The sequence below is a fragment of the Actimicrobium sp. GrIS 1.19 genome, from assembly GCF_035984655.1.
Taxonomy (GTDB): domain Bacteria; phylum Pseudomonadota; class Gammaproteobacteria; order Burkholderiales; family Burkholderiaceae_D; genus Actimicrobium.
Genome location: NZ_JAXCHT010000030.1, coordinates 1 through 21,497, shown reverse-complemented (window position 1 = coordinate 21,497; position 21,497 = coordinate 1). Strand labels below are relative to the sequence as shown.

The window sequence follows — 21,497 nt, the reverse complement described above, 5'->3', positions numbered from 1 at the left end:
GTCAGTGTGTCGGCTTGACGGCGGCGCCACTGTTTTCATCAATGATGCGGGCTATCAGCGCAGCAGCGTCCTTGTCGGCGGCCTCGAAGGCAGCGGTCGCATACGCCGGTGCAGTACGGGCGGCCCGATTGGACGTGAGCGAGGTGCCGCCGTCGGCAGCGATATCGACCTTGACCTGCATCGACACGCCGACCCGCAGCGGGTGGGCTGCCAGCTCGGACGGGTCAAGCAGAATGCGCACCGGAATCCGCTGCACCACCTTGATCCAGTTGCCGCTGGCATTCTGCGTTGGCAGCAACGCGAATGCGGCGCCGGTACCAGCGGCCAACCCGACCACCTTGCCGTGGTAGCTGACGTCCGAACCGTACAGGTCCGAGCGCAACGTCACCGGCTGATCAATACGCATATGGGCAATTTGCACTTCCTTGAAATTCGCATCAACCCACAGGTTCGACAACGGCACCAACGACATCAGCGGCGCCCCGGCGGCGATGCGCTGGCCGACCTGCACCGAACGCTTGGCCACATAGCCGGTGATCGGCGCCGGCAGCGAAGCGCGCACCATGGCCAGATGCGCCACCTGCACTTGCGCGGCCGCGCGCAGTACGTTGGGATGCTGCGCGACAGAGGTATGCTCGGTCAGCACGCGATTCGAGGCAAGTTGTTCGCGCGTGGCCGACAAGGCCGACTCGGCGCTTTGCAGCGCATTGCGTGCATGCTCCAGCTCTTCCTTGGAGACCGCGCCGGAACCGATCAATTCGGTGCGGCGCGCGAGATCCGCACGGGCCCGGTCGAGGTCGGTATTGCGCGCAGTGACGTTGGCATTGAGCGTCCCGTTGTTGACAAACAGGGTGCGCACTTCGCGCACGGTCTGCGCCAGTTGCGCACTGGCCTGGTCGAGCGCGACGCGCGCATCGGTAGCGTCGAGCTGAACCAGCGGTTTGCCGGCCTGCACCAGCTCGGTGTCATCCGCGTTGATCGCAATCACGGTGCCGGCCACCTGGGAGGTGATCTGCACCACGTTGCCTGCCACATAAGCGTCATCGGTGCTTTCGAAGTGACGCGCAAACAAGGCCCACCAGATGCCGTACGCAATCAGCAGCAGGATCAGGACTGCTGTGACGAGCAGCATCAGGGTGCGCCGCTTGCGATTCGGCGCAGCCACAGGAGTAGGGACTTCAGGTGCAGTGACAGGAGTAGGGACTTCAGGTGCAGTGACAGGAGAATTCATGATGTCGCTTTGACGGTTGTGTTGCGGGATGTTGGAAGGGATTCGGCAGCCGCGGCGGGCGGCGCGGTCAGGCCGGCGGCATTGGCATCAAAACCGCCGCCCAGCGATTTGATCAGGCCGACGCGCAGGTCGGTCATGCGCAGTTGCGCATCCAGCTCGCTGCGGCGTTGCTGCAGCAGGTTGGCTTCGGCGGCCAGCACCGGCAGCAAGTTGGTGGTGCCGACCCGCTGGCGTTGCGCGGCCAGTTGCCAGGCGCTGTTGGCCGCTTCGGCGGCGGCATGTTGCTGCTTGCTCTGGACCGCCGCGCTGCGCATCGACTGCACCTGATCGGACACATCATGCAGCGCCTCAGTGAGCGCGGCATTGTAGGTGGCGACCGCGCCATCGTAGCCGGCAACCTTGCCCTTCAACTGGGCGCGCAGCGCGCCGCCTTCAAAGATCGGCAGGTGAATCGCGGGACCGATTCCGGCAATCCGGCTGCCACTGTTGAGCAGATTGCCCAGCCCGAGACTCGACGAGCCAACGAATGCCGTCAAGTTGACGTTCGGGTAGAAATTGGTACGGGCGCTGTCGATGTCGCCCTGCATCGCCTCGACCTGCCAGCGTGCGGCGAGGACATCCGGCCGCCGTGCCAGCAACTCAAGCGGCAGCGCCTCCGGCAACGGGAAATCCTCCAGCGCAGCGGTACTCGGTCGTGCGATCGCCAAGCCCCGATCCGGGCCCTTGCCAAGCAGGGCCGCCAGCTGATTGCGCGTGAGCGCGGCGGCTTCCTGCCACTGCGCGTGTTCGGCGCGTAAATTGGCAAGCTGGATCTTGCCGAGCTGGTTTTCGCTCTGGGTATCCAGTCCGGCAGCGATGCGGCGGCGCGTCAGATCATCCTGCTTGATGCGCACTGCTTGTTGCTGCTCGATCAGGTCGAGTTGCTGCAGCTGGCGATGCAAACCCAGCCAGCCGTGCGCGACTGCCGCCGCCAGCATCAGGCGCGCGCTGTACTGCTCAGCGTCAATCGCCTTGCCCTGCGCCAGCACGGCACGCAAGTCGGCCGCATGCTTGCCCCAGAAATCAAGATCGTAGGCGAAGCTCACGGCCAATTGATTGTCAGAGCGCACCGCACCAGCCAGCGGCGGCGGGATGATGCCGTGTTCGGTGTAACGCTGATAGGTGCTGGTAAAACTTCCGCCGACAGTCGGCCCGGCTGCGGCTCGGGTAGCTTCGGCCAGCGCTTGCGCCGCAGCGATGCGCGCGCTGCTCGCCTTCAGATTCGGATTGTCTGCCAACGCTTCGTCAACCAGGGCCTGCAGCGCAGGACCGCCAATCTGGCCCGGCCAATCCACCCGCGGCCAGCGGCCGCCCTGCCCCGGCAACGTCACGGTGCTGGCAAGATCGGTCGCCGACGTCGTCGTTGTCGTACTGCGAATGTCACCATGGCTGACGCAGCCGGAAATTGCCAATGCCAACAGCACGGCACCGGGAATCGCTGACCGCAGGGTTTTCATCGAGGAGAGATTTGATTGATCAGGCATACTTATTTTCAGGTTAGTCTGACGATTTTTGAGGGTTGGCAGCGGCGTCGTTCAGCAAGATCCGCCGCAACAAGGACTTGAGAAATCCCGTTTCTTCTTCACTCAGGCCAACCAGATTGCGCGCCCGTACAGCCGTGAAAATGGGCGTCAATTGTTCTGCCAGCGAGCGCCCGGCAGGCGTAAGCGCCAGCAAGACGGCGCGTCGATCCGCTGCACTGGGGATGCGCACGATCAGGCCGAGTCTGGTCAACCGCTCCAGCATGCGCGTCATGGCAGCGGCATCGATGTATAACTCGCGCGCCAGTTTCGATGCCGTGTCAAACCGGTCCGACAGCAACATCAGCAGGATGCCGCCCTGTGAATGGGTAATCCCAAGTGGTTCCAGCGCCTCATCGAGCGCGCGTGCGAATTGTGCCCGCACGCGCCCGACCAGATAGCCGACGCTGTCGTCGACACAGTACGGAAGAGGAGATTGCGTATTTTTCAAGTTTCCTGCTAGAAATTGATTGCCCAGACAAGAATATACGCGGTTTTTTAGAGACGCGCAGACAAATCCCGTCGGCGCTGCCCGGAGGGCCACTCCAACAGAAATAAAATACGAAAGGAGATTGTGCTTGGATGCGGGCGCGAATGGCCCTGACAGAATATGACGTGGTGGGCGGTGCAAGTTTCGAACTTGCGACCCCTGCCGTGTGAAGGCAGTGCTCTACCCCTGAGCTAACCGCCCAATGCGGGCCGGATTATCGCACGAAACACAGCGCGATTGCCAGCGTGTTGATGAATCAATTTGCGGCGAGCCGCCACAGCGAGGTGCCGCGCATTTCCTTGTCGAGGCTGTTCAAGGCAATTTCATGCTGCGCCAGCTCGGCCGGATCGGCGGCCAGCAGCAAGATATCGGCCAATGGCACCAGTTCCAGTGCCACGCCGGCACCGTCACCATCGGCGTCGTCGCCAAGGTCCATCGACAGACTGTTCTGCCCGCGCGTCATGGCCAGATAGACTTCGGCCAACAGCTCGGCATCCAGCAACGCGCCATGCAGCGCGCGATGCGCATTGGATATCCCGTAGCGGTCGCATAGCGAGTCGAGCGAATTGCGTTTGCCCGGATGCATTTCCTTGGCTTGCACCAGGGTGTCGATCACGCCACTGATCTGCTGGGTGAGTGGCGGAATATCGAGCCGCTTGAATTCGGCATCCAGAAATCCGATATCGAACGGCGCATTGTGGATGATGACTTCGGCGCCGTTCAGATAATCGCGCAGCTCGGCGGCGATCTCGGCGAATTTTGGCTTGTCGCTGAGGAACTCGGTGGTCAGGCCATGTACCGCGAGCGCGCCCTCTTCGGAATCACGCTCCGGGTTGATGTAGCGATGGAAGTTGTTGCCGCTGAGTTGACGGTTCACCAACTCAACGCATCCCACTTCGATGATGCGGTCGCCCGAACGCGGATTTAGGCCGGTCGTTTCGGTGTCGAGAACAATTTGACGCATGACGGTTTTTACCTGGTCTGAACTGAAGAAACGAATTATTTGATGGAGTCGACACCGCGATTGGCCAGCGCATCGGCGCGTTCATTGCCAACGTGACCGGAGTGCCCGCGTACCCAGCGCCATTGAATCTGGTGCATTTGTTGTGCCGCATCAAGGGCCTGCCACAGGTCAACGTTCTTGACGGGTTCGCGCGCGGCGGTTTTCCAGCCACGCTTCTTCCAGCCGTGAATCCACTCGCTGATGCCTTTCTGGACGTACTGGCTGTCGGTATGGACAACCACCTCGCAGGGGCGCCGCAACGCTGTCAGGGCTTCAATCACGGCTTTTAATTCCATGCGGTTGTTGGTGGTGTCGCGTTCGCCGCCGAACAATTCCTTTTCGGCCTCGCCGGCAACCAGCCAGGCCCCCCAACCGCCGCGCCCCGGATTACCCTTGCACGCACCGTCGGTGTAAATCTCCACTTTTTCCATAATCACTTTATTCGACGAATTTTATTGGTAGCCGGTACGGCTTTTGGTGCGTTGGCGGTCTGACCGCGCCATACCGGCCCGATCAGCCGCATGCCCTTGACGCGCTTGATGGCTTGCACGGTGTAGACCGCACCCAGATACGGCCACCAGCGCGCGCCGGCCTTTTCCATGAAGGAGAATCGCTGCAGCCACTTGTCGGTCCGGCACGGCGGAACGTAACATCCGAACTGGCCATGACTGACTTCCATGTTCAACAGCTTCAACCAGTCCTTGAGCCGGGGCATGCTGATGAATTCACCGTCGCGCGGCAAGAAATCCGATCCGGAGACGCGTCCCAGCATTTGCCGCGCACCCCACAGGCTGGCCGGGTTGAAGCCGCAAATAATCAACTGGCCCTCCGGCCGCAACACCCGCTCGACATCACGCAGCACCTGGTGCGGCTCACGTGAAAATTCGAGCACATGGGGCAGCACCACCAGATCCATGCTCTGCGACGCATACGGCAGCTCCCCCAGATCATGCACGACTGATACTGGCGGAATGCGGCTGGCGCCGTCGGGGAGGCTGGTATCGGCCAGCCACTTGTTGGCCATCCGGTTGGCCCTGAGTGCGTTGATCTGCGGCAAACCGATCTGCATCGCATTGAACCCGAAGATATCCGCTGTCAGCGCGTCGAACTGCTGCTCTTCCCAGGCCCGCAGATACGCGCCCGCCGCACTGTCGAGCCAGGGGCCGAGGGCTATAATGCATTTTTCTGTCGGTGTGCTATCCATGACTTCGTTGCACGTTCTGGCGATTCCCGCCTTTGAAGACAATTATCTCTGGCTGATCCACGATGGCACCCACGCTGCCGTCGTCGATCCCGGCGACGCCGCGCCCGTGCTCGCCGCATTGGAGACGCATCGACTGTCGCTTGTCGCTATTCTACTGACTCATCATCACGCTGACCATGTTGCTGGCGTACCCACGTTATTGCAGCATGTCGATGTGCCAGTCTACGGCCCGCACAATCCAGCCATTGCAACGATCACACATCCGCTGGCGGAAGGCGATATCGTCACATTGCCGAAATTGCAGCTATCGCTGGCGGTGCTGCAGGTGCCGGGCCACACGCTTGATCATATCGCCTATGTCGTAGCCGAGAAAGACTGGTTGTTTTGCGGTGACACCCTGTTCGCCGGCGGCTGCGGCCGCTTGTTCGAGGGCACGCCGCAGCAAATGGCCGCGTCCCTGCAAAAGCTGGCTACATTGCCAGGCCGCACCGTCGTTTACTGCACCCATGAATACACCATGGCGAACCTGCGCTTTGCCGCGCAAGTCGAGCCCGGCAACCCGGCCTTGATCGAACGCATGAGTCGTGAACAAAAAAAGCGCGACGCGGGTCAACCGACGTTACCATCCACCATCGCACTCGAATTGGCAACCAACCCGTTTCTGCGTTCACATGAGCCGGAAATCGTGCATCACCTGCAACGCGCCGGTCGACTGGAACAGGACGAGGGTGTCGCGGCGTTCGCCGCGCTGCGCCTTTGGAAAAATACCTTTCGCTAGAAGCCATGCGCCGCGATCGCATTTAGTTTTTCCAGAATCTGAATCTTTTCTGTCAACCCGGGTCGTATCCGGGACGTACGATTCGAATTGCCAGCTGACATTGCCGAAAAGGCACTCAGCGGCGCCGCAATATCACTTGACGTAAAGAAACTCTCTTACGTACACTTGTCCACTGATTGATGACCCGGCTGCATGGCGTCAAGAAAACGAAAGAACACTTCATGCAGCTGATGAAACTCCATGCAATTGCCCTCGCCACCATTTTGTACGCTGGCGTTGCGCACATTGCGCAGGCGAACGACCTCACCATTTCGCCTTCCATCAGCGACCTGACGTATGACGCCAACGATCCCGTGACCCAGGTGCTGGCCATCGAGGAACTCGACGTGTGGGGCCGCATCCGCAATGGTTTCGGCATCCCCGACCTGGACAATCCGCTGGTTGGCACGCAAACCAATTGGTATGTCGCCCGTCCCGAATACATTCAGCGCACCACCGTGCGCGCCTCACGCTATCTGTTTCATGTGCTGCAGGAACTGGAAAAGCGCAACATGCCGACCGAGCTGGCGCTGCTGCCATTCATCGAGTCGGCATTTAATCCCGAAGCGTATTCCACCGCCAAAGCCTCCGGCATGTGGCAATTCATTCCGTCTACCGGGCTCGATTTCAACCTGAAGCAAAACATGTTCAAGGATGAGCGCCGTGATGTGCTGGCCTCAACCGATGCTGCCTTGACGTACCTGCAAAAGTTGCACGGAATGTTCGGTGACTGGCAGTTGGCGCTGGCGGCCTACAACTGGGGTGAAGGATCCGTGACCCGCGCGATCAAGAAGAACCAGGCAGCCGGACTGCCGATTGATTTCAACAGCCTGTCGGCACACATGCCCGCCGAAACCCGCAACTACGTGCCGAAACTGCAAGCCGTCAAGAACATCATTGCGACGCCGGCGGCATTCGGCATCACGCTGCCCAAAGCCGAGAACCAACCGTACTTCGTCACCATCGGCAAGACCCGCGACATCGATCTGAAGGTTGCAGCGCAATTGGCGGAATTGCCGCTGGACGAATTCAAGGCGCTCAATCCGCAGTTCAATCGTCCGGTGATCACCGGCAGCGCGAGCACCAAGATTCTGCTCCCGCAACTCAATGCCGAGAAGTTCAAGACCAATCTGGCGCAGTGGAATCGTCCTCTGTCGTCCTGGACGGCACACACGGTGAACAAGCGCGAACGCATCGAAGCGGTTGCCGCACTGTTCAACACGCAGCCGGAAATACTGCGCGAGGTCAATCACATCCCGCCCAACATGCGTCTGAAGGCAGGGTCCACCATTCTGGTGCCGAAGACCGCAAAGGCGCCGGAATCCGATATAGCCACCGATCTCGCCGAACATGCCCAAATGGCGATCGAACCGGACGTACCGGACACCCGCCGCGTCCTGGTGCGGGTCGGCAAGCGCGACAATCTGGCCTCGATTGCGCAGCGCTACAAGGTCACCGTTGCACAGGTCAAGGAATGGAACGGATTGCATCACGACACTCTGGCCCGCGGCCAGACCCTGAAAGTGCAAGTCCCGTATCGCGTCGCGGCGCACAAACCGGTGCACGTCACGGCGTCCCGAAATACCTCACACACCAAGAACACCAAGACCGCCAGCAAGGCCAGCAAGTCGCGCAACGGCCCGATCATGGCGTCCGCCCGGTAGCCAGGCACTTGCCCCGGGGAGCACCAACCCCTACAATCTGGCTCGGTTCGACCAACGCAGCTAGTGCTTCCCCCACATAACCCGAATCGACCAAGCCAGCGCATCCGTGTCCCATAACACACGGGCGTTGCGTGAAGGTGCGATCCCCTACGGAGTCCTCCATGGCATTTTTGCAAGGCAAGAAAATCCTCATCACTGGCCTGCTGTCGAACCGCTCGATCGCCTACGGCGTCGCCGCCGCATGCAAACGCGAAGGCGCCGAGCTGGCATTTACCTACGTCGGCGAGCGTTTCAAGGAGCGCACCGCCGACTTCGCCAAGGAATTCGGTAGCGAGCTGATCTTCGATTGCGATGTTGGCAGTGACGAGCAGATTACGGCCCTGTTCACCGATCTGGCAAAGTCATGGGATCACCTCGACGGTCTGGTGCATGCGATCGGCTTTGCGCCGCGCGATGCGATTGGCGGCGATTTCCTCGAAGGCCTGTCCCGCGAAGGCTTCAAGATTGCGCACGATATTTCAGCCTATAGTTTTCCGGCCATGGCCAAAGCGGCGCTGCCGATGTTGCGCCCGAACTCGTCATTGCTGACACTGACTTACCTCGGTGCGATTCGCGTCTTACCCAACTACAATACGATGGGCCTGGCCAAGGCGTCGCTTGAAGCCAGCGTGCGTTATCTGGCCGAATCACTCGGGCCGAAAGGGATGCGCGTCAATGGTATTTCCGCCGGTCCGATCAAGACCCTGGCCGCCAGTGGCATCAAGGACTTCAGCAAGATTCTCAATTTCGTCAAGGCGCATTCCCCGCTGCGCCGCAATGTAACGCAAGAGGACGTCGGTAATAGTGCCGCCTTCCTGTTGTCGGACCTGGCGGCAGGCATTACCGGTGAAATCATGTATGTCGATGGCGGCTTCTCGCATGTCGTCGGCGGCATTGGCGAATAAGCGCGCATCCAGCGACGCCATGAAGCCGCTTGTTGGCGGTTTCATGCGTCCCGCTGCGGGTTTCGCCGCAATGCAATAAAAGATGGACAGCTGCACCGCAGGCGCTGTACTATTCGTCTCGTTCCTTGCAGACAGCAAGTTTCATAGCAGCATCGCAAACCCTTAGCATTAACGATAAGCCCCCCGCCTCCAGGTGTTGATTCTTGAACACCGTCCCGGCGCAAAGCTTTATGTGCCGAAATCTCTCTGAGTTTTCTTAGCTGTTTCGTTGGTTGGCGTTGCAATTTTTTGCGCTCTCGCAGACATTCGTTTTGATGCTGCGCAGCGCTGATTTCACGAAAGAAAATAATGACTTTTGAAGCCATCGGCCTCCACACGTCCGTCCTTAAAGCACTTACCGAAGCCGGCTACACCAAGCCAACCAGCGTTCAAGAACAAGCTATTCCTGCCGCCATTGCTGGCCGTGACCTGCTGGTTTCCTCGCAGACCGGTTCCGGCAAAACCGCAGCATTCATGCTGCCTGCCCTGCATAAATTCGCCACTGCTGCCGACGCGCAAATGGCTGATGCCGGCAAAACCCCGAATCAGGAAAAGCAATCAGCCCTGGCCCGCGGCGAGCGCCCACGTTTCAAGGCTGCCCAGCCAAAAATGCTGGTGTTGACCCCAACCCGCGAACTGGCCTTGCAAGTCACCACCGCTACCGACAAATACGGTTCACAGATGCGTCGTATTCGTGCCGTCTCGATCCTCGGCGGCATGCCATATCCAAAGCAAATGCAATTGCTGGCCAAGAATCCAGAGATTCTCGTCGCCACGCCAGGTCGTCTGATCGACCACATGGAATCGGGCAAGATCGATTTCTCGCAACTCGAAATTCTGGTCCTCGACGAAGCTGACCGCATGCTCGACATGGGTTTCATCGACGACATCGAAAAGATCGTTGCTGCGACTCCTGAAGGTCGTCAGACCATGCTGTTCTCGGCAACGCTGGATGGCGTGGTTGGCAACATGGCCAAGCGCATCACCAAAGACCCGATGATCATCCAGATCGCCGGCTCGGCCACCAAGCATGAAAACATCAGCCAGCGCGTCCATTTTGTCGACGATCTGTCGCACAAGAATCGCCTGCTTGATCATCTGCTGCGCGACGAAACGATGGATCAAGCAGTTGTGTTTACCGCCACCAAGCGTGACGCCGACACCATCGCCGATCGTCTGAACATCGCCGGTTTCGCTGCTGCTGCGTTGCATGGTGACATGCATCAGGGCGCGCGTAACCGCACACTGGACGGCATGCGTCGCGGGCAAGTCCGCGTTCTGGTTGCAACCGATGTCGCCGCACGCGGTATCGACGTGCCAGCCATCACCCATGTATTCAACTACGACCTGCCGAAATTCCCGGAAGACTACGTCCATCGCATCGGTCGTACCGGTCGTGCTGGCCGTAACGGCGTGGCGATCTCGCTGGTCAATCATGCTGAAGGCGTTAACGTCAAACGCATCGAGCGCTTCACCAAGCAATTGATCCCGGTCAATGTCGTCGAAGGCTTCGAGCCGAAGAAAACCGCATCCGCACCACGCGCTGGCCAAAAGCCAGGCGGCTGGAAACCGGGTGACAACCGTTCGGCCGCCAAGCCGGGCCAGCGCACCTTCAGCAAGCCAGGCGCCCCGCGCAAGGACGGCAATAGCTACAGCAAGGGTCCGGGCAGTGGCGAAGGCGGCGCAGCACGTCGCTCGTATGGCGATCGTTAATTGAACACGATGTTCTGAGCACTCTTCAGAATCAAAAAAACCCTGCAGCGCTATGCGCGTTGCAGGGTTTTTTTATGCCCGGATCACAATGCGCAGGTGCGGAATCCGACGAACATATCGTCCCGCTGCGGCGCATAGAAATTGCGAAACTTCACCGATCGCAAACGCGCTGGAGTGGCGAACGAGGCTCCACGCAGCACCTGATGGGTGTCAAACCATGGCGCGGAGTATTCACGATAGCCATCGGCCTCGAAACCCGGATAGGGCATGAACGGCGAGCAGGTCCATTCCCACAGATCGCCCCATCGGAACGCCGGATGTCCCGAGCCCGCCGCATACTCCCATTCCGCCTCGGTCGGCAGCCGACGCCCGGCCCAGCTGCAATAGGCCTGCGCTTCGTACAGGCTGACATGCCGCACCGGCTGATGTGGCGGCAGCATCGTCAGTGTGCCAAATCGCGAACAGAGCCAGCCGCGCTCATCGCGGCTCCAGTGGCGCGGCGCAGAGCGATTCTGTTGCATCAGCCACGCGCGTCCGCCATCCGTCCAGTAACGCGGGTCCTGATAGCCGCCGTCATCAATGAATTCACGGAATTGGGTGTGCGACACCAGCGTCGAGTCAATCCGGAACGACGGCAGTGCAACCTGGTGTGCCAGCCGTTCGTTGTCAAAAGTAAAGCCGCCATTGCTTGCACTACCCATCTGCCATGATCCGCCTGGCAAGCGTATTTCTCCCTCCGCCCAGTTCGGTATCGCCGGCAACGCAATCGCTGGCGACAGCGGCACGCCCAGGGTCTGCAACGTGATGAGCAGCGCTTCGCCATGCATGTCTTCGTGTGCGAGCACCAGCCTGAACGGATACAGCGCGGCATCGGAATTCTCGGTGCGGGACAATTTGTCGAGGCAGCGATCAAGCACTTCGTGGCACCACATCTTGAGTGCCCCGGCGCCCGGCAAACCGAGGTTCCAGCGCGTCCGATGCGGCACCGTGTTCGAATCGAACCAATCGTCTCCCATGGTCAGCAAAGAGCCGCGCCGGGCTGAGTCGGGTGCGCTGGTGGTGGCATCGCGCAGCAGGTACCACTCGGCAAACCAGGCCAGATGGCCCAGCTCCCAGAGCGGCGGATTGACGGTGGCCAGCGGTGGCACCTGCGCCGGATCGTCCATCTCCACCGCCTGAAAACACGCAAACAGGTCAAGCGTCCTCCGGCGCGCACTGCCGAGTGCGTCGGCCAGCTCCGCGTTGGAGAAGTGACGAAATGAAGCATTCGGATCGGCCATCGGTGAGCTGCTTCCTTGGTAAGATGAGCCCCAAGTTTAGTCGATAGATCGACATCACCCGCATCCGGTTGCGCAAAACGTGCGCCGGATGACCATGTTGGTCACTGCCTCACGCTAACGCCGTCCGGCCAGCGCCCTGCCCTCGAAAGAAAACTTTGGCCAAACCACATGTTTGCATCATCAGCCCTGCAGCAGTTGGCGCCAACAATGGCAATTGGCAAACTGCGGCGCGCTGGGCGCGGTTTTTGCGCGAAGGCTATCGGCTCACGTGCGTGACCGCGAGCGCTGCCGTTGCAGGCAACGACCACCCCGATCTGATCATTGCCTTGCACGCACGTCGCTCCGCGCAGGCATTGGCCGGGTACAGCATCAGTACGCCGTCCGCACCGTCGATTCTCGTGCTGACCGGCACCGACCTGTACCGCGACATCCACACTGATGCCACGGCTCGCAATGCACTTCGCATCGCGACGCGTCTGGTGGTCCTGCAAGCGACCGGCGTGGCGGAGTTACCCGCTGAAGTACGCAGCAAGGCCGAGGTCATTTACCAATCTGCGCCGACGTTGCGGCCGGCGTCACATCGCCCCGGCAGCGCGCACCGCTTCAACATCATCATGGTCGGCCATTTGCGTGCCGAAAAGGATCCCTCCACGTTTCTGCGCGCATGCCAATTGTTGCGCGACACACCGCTTCGGTTCTCGCATGTCGGCGCCATTCTTGACCCACACTTCGCCAGCGAAGTCGCAGCAACGACAGCGGCGGTTCCGCACTATCGCTGGCTGGGCAATCAAGCGCATGCGGCAACCCGGCAGCGCCTGAAACGCAGCGACCTGATGGTGATCAGCTCACTGATGGAGGGCGGCGCGAATGTCATCATCGAAGCCGTCACCAGCGGCGTGGCAGTAATCGCCAGCGATATCTCGGGCAACCGCGGCCTGCTCGGCGACGACTATGCCGGCTATTTTCCGGCGGGAGATGCAGCGGCATTGGCTGCGCTGATTCAACGCTGTGCCACCGACCCGGAGTTTCATGCGCTGCTGCGCAGGCAGGGCGAGGCACGCCGCACGCTGTTTGACCCGGCGCGTGAAAGAGCGGCTGTGATTGGTTTGGTAGATAATCTGCTGCAAATTGCCGGCCGCCCGCGCGGCTAACCACCGATTCACCCATTGCAAGGATTCCCATGCCCTCTCCTCACGACACTCCGATCAAACTGACCGCGTTTTCGCATGGCGGCGGTTGCGGCTGCAAGATTGCCCCTGGCGTGCTGGCGCAAATCCTGAAGAACTCCACCGGCTTTCCGGTTCCGAAAGAGCTGATGGTCGGTATCGAAACGGCCGACGATGCGGCCGTCTACAAACTCAACGATGAACAGGCATTGATCGCCACCACCGATTTTTTCATGCCGATTGTGGACGACCCGTTTGATTTCGGACGCATCGCCGCCACCAACGCGATCTCGGATGTGTATGCCATGGGCGGCACGCCGATCCTGGCGCTGGCACTGGTCGGCATGCCGATCAACAAGCTGCCGCTCGACGTCATTGGGCTGATCATCCAGGGTGGCGAATCGATTTGCGCCGAAGCCGGCATTCCGATTGCCGGCGGCCATACGATTGATTCGGTGGAACCGATCTACGGTCTGGTTGTACTGGGCCTGGTCCATCCGTCCAAGGTCAAGCGCAACGCAGATGCCAAGGCCGGCGACAAACTGATTCTCGGCAAACCGATCGGGGTCGGCATCCTGTCGGCGGCACTGAAAAAAGATGCGCTGGACAGCGCCGGGTACGCAGCGATGATTGCCAACACCACCCAACTTAACAAACCGGGCAAGGCGCTGTCCGAGCTCGCTGGTGTCCACGCCCTGACCGACGTGACCGGCTTCGGACTGCTCGGGCATACGTTGGAACTGGCGCGCGGCGCCGGCTTGACTGCGCAGATTCGGATGCCGCTGGTGCCATTGCTGCCCAATGTGCAGGCACTCGCGGAGAACGGCTATGTCACTGGCGCATCGGGCCGGAATTGGGAAGGGTACAGCGCGGATGTCGTGCTCGATCCCGCCCTCACCGTCGCGCAGCAGATGCTGCTGACCGATCCGCAAACCTCGGGCGGACTGCTGGTGGCGTGCGACGCGGAAAGCGTCGACGCTGTTCTGGATATCTTTCGCCAGGGTGGCTTCGCCCATGCCGCCGTCATCGGCGAGATGGTAAGCGGTCCGGGTCAGGTTACTGTCTCGGCCTGACCCGCTACCCTCGCACCGGCCCGAGGCAGGCCGGTCGACTGCTTTGGTGCACGCGGCGCACCGGCGCGGTGAATCGTCCGGAGCCGGCCGACAACCGGTCGATCAATCGTCCTTGGCCCCGTCGATTCCCAGCTCCTGAATTTTTCGGGTAATCGTGTTGCGCCCAATGCCGAGGCGAATTGCGGCGTCATTCTTGCGGCCATGCGTATGCTTGAGCGCTGTCTTGATGAGGGCCGACTCAAACATCCGACCCAGGACATCCATCACTTCGGGACGTCCTGCCGCCAGCATCCGGGCGGCTTCTGCTTCGAGCAATGTCACCCATCCTTCACGCTCCTGCGCCACCGCCGGTGCGGCCGGTTGCTGCAGTAAGGGCCCAACCGCAACCGGGGAGACGGCAGCAAGCTCGCTCGCTGCCGGCAAGCCGACCGCGATACTGCCACCCTCAATCAGCTCACGCGGCAAATCCTTGGTTTCGACATTCTGGCCCGGCGCCATCACGGTGATCCAGTTGCACAGATTTTCAAGCTGGCGCACGTTTCCGGGCAAGTCGAGCCCGGCCAGAAACTGCATGGCACTATCGGTCATGCGCTTGGCCTCGACGCCAAGTTGTTTGGCGCTCTGGGTCAGAAAATAGCGCGTCAGAATCGGAATGTCTTCGCGTCGCTCGCGCAGGCTTGGCAGCCGCAGGCGGATCACATTCAGGCGATGATACAAATCCTCGCGGAACAAGCCTTCGCGCACCCGCTGTTCCAGATTCTGGTGGGTCGCAGCAATCACGCGCACATTGGCTTTGAGGGGCTGGTGGCCGCCGACGCGATAGAAGTGCCCGTCCGACAAAACCCGCAACAGGCGCGTTTGCAGGTCAAACGGCATGTCGCCGATTTCATCGAGGAACAGCGTGCCGCCTTCGGCCTGCTCGAAGCGTCCGCGCCGGGTCGCCTGCGCGCCGGTAAAGGCGCCGCGCTCATGACCAAACAACTCGGATTCCAGCAGGTCCTTCGGAATGGCCGCCGTATTCAACGCAATGAATGGCTGCGCCGCACGGGGGCTGTGCTTGTGCAGTGCCCGTGCCACCAGCTCCTTGCCGGTGCCGGACTCGCCCGTAATGAGTACCGTCACATTCGATTGCGACAAGCGGCCAATAGCGCGAAACACATCCTGCATCGCGGGCGCCTGTCCGAGGATTTCCGGCGTCTCTGCCGATGCCTGTTCGACACTCGCCTCGCGCAGGCTTTCATCGAGCGCGCGTCGAATCAATTCCACCGCACGGTCGACATCGAACGGCTTGGCCAGGTATTCGAACGCCCCGCCCTGGAACGCGGCGACTGCCGAGTCAAGGTCGGAAAAGGCCGTAATGATGATGACCGGCAGGCCGGGGTGATTGGTCTTGACGGTTTGCAGCAAGTCCAGTCCGGAGCCGCCCGGCATCCGGATATCCGACACCAACACCTGCGGCGTGTCGTGCGCCAGGGCATCGTTGGCATCGCGTGCATTGGAAAAACTGCGGGTGGCGAGATTCTCGCGGGCCAGGGCTTTTTCGAGCACCCAGCGGATTGATTCGTCGTCGTCGACAATCCAGATTGGTTTCATAGTCGTTTCAGTGTTTGCATCAGTAAGCAGTGCTTGTGGCGCCCGCATGGCACTGCCCATTCGGTTCAAGGCAGCGGGATCAAAATCCTGAAGTCCGTGCTCCCGGGCTGACTTTCGCATTCGATCACACCCGAATGCTGCTGCACGAAAGTCTGCGCAAGCGTCAGGCCCAAACCGCTACCGCCATCCCTGCCCGATACCAGCGGAAAGAAAATGCGATCACGAATTTCGGGCGCGATACCGGGGCCGTTATCCTTGATATGCAAGTCTAGTGCCAGCCGATAACGCATCTTCGCAAGCGTCACCTGGCGCGCCACGCGCGTCTGCATCGTCAGCTCTGCATCGCCTCGCCGAATCCGCTCCGACAGGGCTTGCGCCGCGTTGTGCGCAATATTGAGCACCGTCTGAATCAGCTGCTCCTTGTCACCCCGAAAATCCGGCAGCGATAAATCGTAGTCGCGCTTGATGGTCAGTCCGCTCGGAAATTCGGCCAGAATCAGACTGCGAACCCGTTCGCAGACTTCGTGGATGTTCACGTCCCCGACGATATGCGGCCGACGATGCGGCGCCAGCAGGCGATCGACCAGCGTTTGCAGGCGGTCCGCCTCCTTGATGATTACCTGGGTGTATTCGCGCAGTTCCTTGAGATGACGCTCCGGCAGCTCCAGTTCGAGCAACTGTGCGGCGCCGCGAATGCCGCCGAGCGGATTCTTGATTTCATGCGCGAGGTTGCGAATCAGTTCCTTGTTGGCCTGACTCTGATCGAGCAAGCGCTCCTCGCGATCAAGCTTGAGTTGCTGCACGTTCTCGCGCATTTCGATCAGCACCGGCGCATCCGGATTGTCGAGCGCGGTCACCACGACGTGCACCTGCAAGGCATCACGACCAATGCGTTCGAGGGTCAGGTCCTGGCGCTTGTCGGCGAATTGATGCGCCAGCGCTTGCTGGAACACGGCCTCCAGTTTGCCGCCATTGACAAACAATTCAATCAATCGATGTCCGTTGAGGGTTCGAAATGAACTCTCCAGCATGTGCTCTGCTGCGGCATTGGCATACGTAATGCGACCGTCGGCATCGAGGATCACTACTGCCGATGCCAGCAGATCCAGACCGGCGAGTGAGGTAACGGGAATGTTCACGGCAGCCCAAAATAAAAGGCCGCATGGTGCGGCCTCGTTGATTAAAACGTCGGCATTACTTTAAATTGCCGAGCTCACGTTTGAGTGCTTCGATATTTTTTTCGGTGCGTCCGATCTCGTCTTTCATGCCGGCGACGCGCTCCTGGTATTTGGCATAGTTGCGCTCATCGCCCTGACGTTCCGGTTCACCGCCATTGAAATCTTTTTTCAGATTCGCCAGCTTGCCTTCTTCGGTCTTCAATTCATCCAGCAGGATTTGACGACGATCGTTATCACGGGTTTTTTGCGTGCCACTATCGATTTTCGGGAAATCGCCGGGCGAGCTTCCCGGCTTGGCCGCGGCAGTCTGGGTTGCAAGCGCGCCGCGTTTTGGTGAAGCAATGATGGTCACACCGGGCAGCTCCACCTTCTTGCAACCCTTGGTGGCGCCGGTATTCTTGTATTCCTTGTTGCCGTGCTCATCCACGCAAAGAAAGACGTCCGTTTGCGCTTGCGCACTCTGCATGAACACGGAAAAAAGCGCGATTCCAATAAGTGGCAGTTTCATAAATTTCTTTTAGGGAATGCAGCTGACGGAGTGTCAGTTTAGGATAAGACGTCATTCAACACAAACACTGATCCCGGCGATCAGGTTGACAGGCGTTCGATCCACAACAAAAAAGGGCGGAAAATTTCCGCCCTTCGGTCAATCAGATTACCAGCAGGACATCTTACTGCGAGAAGTACATGTCAAATTCAACCGGATGGGTCGTCATGCGGAAGCGCGTGACTTCCTGCATCTTCAGATCAATGTAGGCGTCGATCATGCTGTCGCTGAAGACACCGCCCCGGGTCAGGAATTCGCGATCCTTGTCGAGGTTTTCCAGCGCCTGCTCCAGCGACGAACACACCGTCGGGATCAGTGCATCTTCTTCCGGAGGCAAATGGTACAGATCCTTGGAAGCCGCTTCGCCAGGATGAATCTTGTTCTGCACGCCGTCCAGACCAGCCATCAGCAGTGCCGCGAAACACAGGTACGGATTGGCAAGCGGATCCGGGAAACGCGTTTCGATGCGACGACCTTTTGGATTCGGCACATGCGGAATGCGGATCGAGGCGGAGCGGTTGCGGGCCGAATAGGCCAGCTTGACCGGCGCTTCGAAACCCGGCACCAGGCGTTTGTACGAGTTCGTGCCCGGGTTGGTGATCGCGTTCAATGCGCGCGCATGCTTGATGATGCCGCCAATGTAGAACAGTGCGAATTCGGACAAGCCGGCATAGCCGTCACCGGCAAACAGATTCTTGCCATCTTTCCATACCGATTGATGTACGTGCATCCCGGAACCGTTGTCGCCAACGATAGGCTTTGGCATGAAGGTGGCAGTCTTGCCGTAGGTGTGTGCGACGTTCCAGACCACGTATTTCAAATTCTGGGTCCAGTCGGCGCGCTCCACCAGCGTTGAGAAACGGGTGCCGATTTCGTTTTGGCCAGCACCAGCGACTTCGTGGTGATGCACCTCAACCGGAATGCCCATGCCTTCCAGAATCAGGCACATTTCGGACCGCATGTCCTGCATGCTGTCGACTGGCGGAACCGGAAAATAGCCGCCCTTGACCGCCGGACGATGACCAGTATTGCCGGCTTCGAATTTCTGGCCGGTGCTCCACGAGGCTTCTTCGGAATCGATCTTGACGAAGCAACCGTCCATGCCGACATTCCAGCGCACGCTGTCAAAGATGAAAAACTCGGGTTCCGGACCGAAATAGGCGGTGTCGCCCATGCCGGACGATTTCAGATAAGCTTCGGCGCGCTTGGCGATCGACCGCGGATCGCGATCGTAGCCTTTGCCATCCGATGGCTCGATCACGTCGCACTGCATGAAGAGGGTTGTCTCTTCCATGAATGGATCGATGTTGGCGGTATTCGGATCAGGCATCAAGATCATGTCGGAGGCTTCAATACCCTTCCAGCCAGCAATGGACGACCCGTCGAACGCATGGCCCGATTCGAATTTATCCATATCGAAGTGCGAAACCGGAACCGTGACATGCTGTTCCTTGCCTCTGGTATCGGCGAACCGGAAATCAACGAATTTGACTTCGTTGTCTTTCACCATTTTCAATACCTCTGCGGCCGTCATTGCCATGCGAATCTCCTATAATTGGTCATTGTGCTGCGCGTTGTACTGCGAATTTCTTAAAAAGTTGCGAAATGGTCGTGGCCAGAAAGTGCCGATTGGGATGCGATTTACAGCAGCACCATTGCGCCCATAACTCAGCGGGAAATGATAGCAGGTTCCATGCCACAAACCGAATCCGACTGACATGAACAGAATATCAATAATTGCCACGAAACGCCTTCGATGCACGGCCAACCGGTTAGGATAATGGCACGTTGTCCGGGCGCGATGCGGCCAAGATGGTGCGGTATTTTATGCTGCGCCCCATTTTGGGGTTATTGCACATAGTATCCGCGATGTCGCACCGTTTTAATGCGCCGTCGCAACACAACCGTTTCCGACGCAACACCTCCTTTAAAAAGCGGGACCCCCATGAACAAAACGGACGAAATCCTCGCACGGGCACGACAACGCGCGGTTGATGGCCAGCTGAACTACGCCGGCGCGGTCACCCCGACCGAAGCCTGGGAACTGTTGCGCAGCGGACCGGAAATATGTCTGGTGGATGTTCGCACCGCGGCCGAACGCGACTGGATCGGAAAGGTCCTGATTCCCGAAGGACAGCATTTCGCGGCGCAGTGGAATTTATACCCGGGCGGCAATCCGAATCCGGATTTTCTCCAACAGCTGGAGAGCATGGTCGATAGAAGCGCCATCATTCTTTTCCTGTGTCGCTCGGGGGTGCGCTCGCGCCACGCCGCAACCCTGGCGACGCGGGAAGGATTTGCGCACTGCTTTGATATTCTCGAAGGTTTCGAGGGCGACAAGGACGCTAACGGCCATCGCAGGAATCTCGCCGGTTGGTGCTACGCGGGATTGCCCTGGACCGGCGCCTGACCCGCAACTCCGGGATCGCCGCGCCGCGCAGCCTGCAGACCAAGAATGCGCTGACGTACGAAGTTGATGTGGCTGCGCAATCCATATAGCTCTTCCGCGAATGAAAGCGGAATCGAGATTTGATTGACCTTTTCCTCGATCTCGCCAAGTCGGCCTAACAGGCTCGCGTACACCTCTTCCCTGTTTGCCGGAGGCACCTCTTCGATTGCCTGCTCAACTGCGCGCAACTGGCCATACCAACGATATACGCGCGAGCGGACTTTCCATACATATAACGGCGGCACAATCCGGGATAGCGGGATGAAGAGCGCCCCGAGAGCCACGATGACAACCCACATCCGTTCCATGAAATTGGACAGCCAGAATGGTAAATAATGTTGCAAAAAAGACGGGCCATTTTCGTAAAATCTGGTGGCTGCCGGTGCAACCGGGATTTCCGTAAAATTCGCATTCGGGAATTCGCCCTGCTTATGGAACCAGCCGGCGTCACCGTGGATTTTTGATGCGGACTGCACAAACAAATCGACCAGCGCCGGATGCATGCCTGCCCGCGCGACCAAAGTTGCCGTCGGCGCGATCAATTGATAATCCTTGGGCGGCAAGTCGCGCCCCAAATCGACAATCCCCTGTGGCAAAACTACGTGTGTAAGGAAGGGAAAACGGCGCGTGTAGGCTTCCGCTTGCGTGAAGTCGAACAATTTGATTCCAGGAGTCTGCAAAAGCATCTGGATCAGCAACTCATCCGGCGCAGAGCTAAACACCATGCCATCAATATTGCCCGCAAGTAGCTCAACAGTTGATGGGGTATTTTCCAGTGCGCCGAGTTGAAGGTCGCCTGGTTCCACACCGTTGACCGCCAACAGCTTCTTGAACAACTGCGGCACGCCGGTGCCGTCCGGTCCAACATTGATTTTCAAACCCTTGAGCTGCGTTAGCTGGGTGATGTCTTTGTCTTCGCGGTAAAACAGCCAGATTGGCTCGGTAAACAAGCTTCCAAGGGAAATCAGGCCGTTCCTTTCAGCGTCACGCTGTGCCGTCGAGCCGCTTTGAACGAAGCCGATATCGATGTTGGAGGCAGCGTCTCCAAGTCGACGCAGATTCTGTTCTGACCCCTCCGACGGAACGAGCTCGGCCTTGATGTGGTGGCGGGCCAAGTCGACTGCATATCGTTTTGCAAATTGCTCATAGGCGCTGTTCTGTTGGCCTGTTGAGATTCTCACAGTTGACGGCGGGGTTGGATCCGTCAGCCAAAACGCAGCGGCGCATATAAAGATAATAATCGCGGCGGTTGGTCCCGCCGTTACGATCAGATCATGAATTGAAAAGCGCGTGAAATTAAAGATTTTAGGCATGGTGGCGACGACCGTAAGGGTCGCCACACCATGCCAATATTCGCGCCAGTAAGCAAGCTTAAAGAGCGATAAGTGAGAATGGCAAGTTGTTCGTTACCGCGCACGGCAATGCAAAGCGCCGATTACATCGGCACCGCGATGGGGGTGTCAGGTATTTTGTGTAAACGGGTTTTCGTTTAAGCCTGCGGCACCCGGTCTTCAAACTGGATGGCGAAGCGATTTAATGCCGCTTTC

The 21,497-nt window shown here is 59.2% G+C and carries 19 protein-coding genes and 1 tRNA gene; 7 read left to right on the top strand and 13 right to left on the bottom strand.

Annotated features, from left to right (window positions below; translation table 11 throughout):
• Position 1 precedes the first annotated feature (1 nt).
• From RCH09_RS17105 to RCH09_RS17075, 7 genes are all read right to left on the bottom strand, one after another.
• Positions 2 to 1,231 carry an HlyD family secretion protein gene (locus RCH09_RS17105; protein ID WP_326942348.1) on the bottom strand — a complete coding sequence of 410 codons (1,230 nt, stop codon included), beginning with the start codon at positions 1,229 to 1,231 and terminating at the stop codon, positions 2 to 4.
• Complete coding sequence (locus RCH09_RS17100) at positions 1,228 to 2,754, bottom strand: efflux transporter outer membrane subunit (RefSeq protein ID WP_326942347.1); 1,527 nt, start codon at positions 2,752 to 2,754, stop codon at positions 1,228 to 1,230. The genes RCH09_RS17105 and RCH09_RS17100 overlap by 4 nt, the downstream gene beginning before the upstream one ends.
• Before the next feature lie 13 nt (positions 2,755 to 2,767).
• On the bottom strand, positions 2,768 to 3,241 hold the full coding sequence (locus RCH09_RS17095) for a MarR family winged helix-turn-helix transcriptional regulator (RefSeq protein ID WP_326942346.1): 474 nt from the start codon (positions 3,239 to 3,241) through the stop codon (positions 2,768 to 2,770).
• Between the two features lie 165 nt (positions 3,242 to 3,406).
• Positions 3,407 to 3,481 (bottom strand) — tRNA-Val (locus RCH09_RS17090).
• 55 nt (positions 3,482 to 3,536) lie between these two features.
• Entirely contained in the window at positions 3,537 to 4,244 is a 708-nt protein-coding gene (gene dnaQ / locus RCH09_RS17085; RefSeq protein WP_326942345.1) for a DNA polymerase III subunit epsilon, read from the bottom strand.
• A 35-nt stretch (positions 4,245 to 4,279) separates the two neighbouring features.
• Entirely contained in the window at positions 4,280 to 4,714 is a 435-nt protein-coding gene (rnhA, locus tag RCH09_RS17080) for a ribonuclease HI (protein WP_326942344.1), read from the bottom strand.
• Positions 4,715 to 4,716: 2 nt separating this feature from the next.
• Positions 4,717 to 5,487 carry a class I SAM-dependent methyltransferase gene (locus RCH09_RS17075; protein WP_326942343.1) on the bottom strand — a complete coding sequence of 257 codons (771 nt, stop codon included), beginning with the start codon at positions 5,485 to 5,487 and terminating at the stop codon, positions 4,717 to 4,719.
• On the opposite strand from RCH09_RS17075, the gene gloB reads away from it, so the two are divergent.
• The 4 genes from gloB (at position 5,486) to RCH09_RS17055 (ending at position 10,664) form a co-directional block, all read left to right on the top strand.
• Positions 5,486 to 6,265 carry a hydroxyacylglutathione hydrolase gene (gene gloB / locus RCH09_RS17070; protein WP_326942342.1) on the top strand — a complete coding sequence of 260 codons (780 nt, stop codon included), beginning with the start codon at positions 5,486 to 5,488 and terminating at the stop codon, positions 6,263 to 6,265. The two genes, RCH09_RS17075 and gloB, sit on opposite strands and share 2 nt — an antisense overlap.
• A 221-nt stretch (positions 6,266 to 6,486) precedes the next feature.
• A complete protein-coding gene (locus RCH09_RS17065; protein WP_326942364.1) occupies positions 6,487 to 7,968 on the top strand; it encodes a transglycosylase SLT domain-containing protein in 1,482 nt (493 codons plus the stop codon).
• A 161-nt stretch (positions 7,969 to 8,129) separates the two neighbouring features.
• Complete coding sequence (gene fabI / locus RCH09_RS17060) at positions 8,130 to 8,912, top strand: enoyl-ACP reductase FabI (protein WP_326942341.1); 783 nt, start codon at positions 8,130 to 8,132, stop codon at positions 8,910 to 8,912.
• Positions 8,913 to 9,260: 348 nt separating this feature from the next.
• On the top strand, positions 9,261 to 10,664 hold the full coding sequence (locus tag RCH09_RS17055; protein WP_326942340.1) for a DEAD/DEAH box helicase: 1,404 nt from the start codon (positions 9,261 to 9,263) through the stop codon (positions 10,662 to 10,664).
• An 83-nt stretch (positions 10,665 to 10,747) separates the two neighbouring features.
• Here the strand turns inward: RCH09_RS17055 and senA are convergent, their stop codons facing one another.
• A complete protein-coding gene (gene senA / locus RCH09_RS17050) occupies positions 10,748 to 11,944 on the bottom strand; it encodes a selenoneine synthase SenA (protein WP_326942339.1) in 1,197 nt (398 codons plus the stop codon).
• Positions 11,945 to 12,099: 155 nt separating this feature from the next.
• Here senA and senB point away from each other — a divergent pair, with 155 nt between their 5' ends.
• Positions 12,100 to 13,095, top strand: coding sequence for a selenoneine biosynthesis selenosugar synthase SenB (senB, locus tag RCH09_RS17045; protein ID WP_326942338.1), 996 nt, complete (start codon positions 12,100 to 12,102; stop codon positions 13,093 to 13,095).
• 29 nt (positions 13,096 to 13,124) lie between these two features.
• Entirely contained in the window at positions 13,125 to 14,183 is a 1,059-nt protein-coding gene (selD, locus tag RCH09_RS17040; protein ID WP_326942337.1) for a selenide, water dikinase SelD, read from the top strand.
• 102 nt (positions 14,184 to 14,285) lie between these two features.
• On the opposite strand, the gene ntrC is transcribed toward selD, so the two are convergent.
• The 4 genes from ntrC to glnA all read right to left on the bottom strand — a co-directional run bounded on the left by ntrC (position 14,286) and on the right by glnA (position 19,041).
• Positions 14,286 to 15,776, bottom strand: a complete 1,491-nt coding sequence (ntrC, locus tag RCH09_RS17035; protein ID WP_326942336.1) for a nitrogen regulation protein NR(I) — start codon at positions 15,774 to 15,776, stop codon at positions 14,286 to 14,288.
• A gap of 65 nt (positions 15,777 to 15,841) precedes the next feature.
• On the bottom strand, positions 15,842 to 16,915 hold the full coding sequence (glnL, locus tag RCH09_RS17030) for a nitrogen regulation protein NR(II) (RefSeq protein ID WP_326942335.1): 1,074 nt from the start codon (positions 16,913 to 16,915) through the stop codon (positions 15,842 to 15,844).
• Between the two features lie 55 nt (positions 16,916 to 16,970).
• Positions 16,971 to 17,462: a DUF4124 domain-containing protein gene (locus RCH09_RS17025; RefSeq protein WP_326942333.1), complete on the bottom strand. Its 492-nt coding sequence runs from the start codon at positions 17,460 to 17,462 to the stop codon at positions 16,971 to 16,973.
• A gap of 163 nt (positions 17,463 to 17,625) precedes the next feature.
• Positions 17,626 to 19,041 (bottom strand): type I glutamate--ammonia ligase, encoded by a 1,416-nt coding sequence (gene glnA, locus RCH09_RS17020; RefSeq protein WP_326942332.1) that lies wholly within the window; start codon positions 19,039 to 19,041, stop codon positions 17,626 to 17,628.
• 405 nt (positions 19,042 to 19,446) lie between these two features.
• On the opposite strand from glnA, the gene RCH09_RS17015 reads away from it, so the two are divergent.
• A complete protein-coding gene (locus tag RCH09_RS17015) occupies positions 19,447 to 19,911 on the top strand; it encodes a rhodanese-like domain-containing protein (RefSeq protein WP_326942331.1) in 465 nt (154 codons plus the stop codon).
• Here the strand turns inward: RCH09_RS17015 and RCH09_RS17010 are convergent.
• Positions 19,881 to 21,263: a TAXI family TRAP transporter solute-binding subunit gene (locus RCH09_RS17010; protein WP_326942330.1), complete on the bottom strand. Its 1,383-nt coding sequence runs from the start codon at positions 21,261 to 21,263 to the stop codon at positions 19,881 to 19,883. The two genes, RCH09_RS17015 and RCH09_RS17010, sit on opposite strands and share 31 nt — an antisense overlap.
• Between the last annotated feature and the right edge of the window lie 234 nt (positions 21,264 to 21,497).

Coding starts and splice junctions, on each gene's coding strand:
- rnhA (WP_326942344.1), bottom strand. CDS start 4,714: ATGGAAAAAGTGGAGATTTACACCGACGGTGCGTGCAAGGGTAATCCG.
- RCH09_RS17065 (WP_326942364.1), top strand. CDS start 6,487: ATGCAGCTGATGAAACTCCATGCAATTGCCCTCGCCACCATTTTGTAC.
- RCH09_RS17010 (WP_326942330.1), bottom strand. CDS start 21,263: ATGCCTAAAATCTTTAATTTCACGCGCTTTTCAATTCATGATCTGATC.
- RCH09_RS17015 (WP_326942331.1), top strand. CDS start 19,447: ATGAACAAAACGGACGAAATCCTCGCACGGGCACGACAACGCGCGGTT.
- RCH09_RS17075 (WP_326942343.1), bottom strand. CDS start 5,487: ATGGATAGCACACCGACAGAAAAATGCATTATAGCCCTCGGCCCCTGG.
- selD (WP_326942337.1), top strand. CDS start 13,125: ATGCCCTCTCCTCACGACACTCCGATCAAACTGACCGCGTTTTCGCAT.
- glnA (WP_326942332.1), bottom strand. CDS start 19,041: ATGGCAATGACGGCCGCAGAGGTATTGAAAATGGTGAAAGACAACGAA.
- RCH09_RS17105 (WP_326942348.1), bottom strand. CDS start 1,231: ATGAATTCTCCTGTCACTGCACCTGAAGTCCCTACTCCTGTCACTGCA.
- fabI (WP_326942341.1), top strand. CDS start 8,130: ATGGCATTTTTGCAAGGCAAGAAAATCCTCATCACTGGCCTGCTGTCG.
- senA (WP_326942339.1), bottom strand. CDS start 11,944: ATGGCCGATCCGAATGCTTCATTTCGTCACTTCTCCAACGCGGAGCTG.
- ntrC (WP_326942336.1), bottom strand. CDS start 15,776: ATGAAACCAATCTGGATTGTCGACGACGACGAATCAATCCGCTGGGTG.
- RCH09_RS17100 (WP_326942347.1), bottom strand. CDS start 2,754: ATGCCTGATCAATCAAATCTCTCCTCGATGAAAACCCTGCGGTCAGCG.
- gloB (WP_326942342.1), top strand. CDS start 5,486: ATGACTTCGTTGCACGTTCTGGCGATTCCCGCCTTTGAAGACAATTAT.
- dnaQ (WP_326942345.1), bottom strand. CDS start 4,244: ATGCGTCAAATTGTTCTCGACACCGAAACGACCGGCCTAAATCCGCGT.
- RCH09_RS17025 (WP_326942333.1), bottom strand. CDS start 17,462: ATGAAACTGCCACTTATTGGAATCGCGCTTTTTTCCGTGTTCATGCAG.
- RCH09_RS17055 (WP_326942340.1), top strand. CDS start 9,261: ATGACTTTTGAAGCCATCGGCCTCCACACGTCCGTCCTTAAAGCACTT.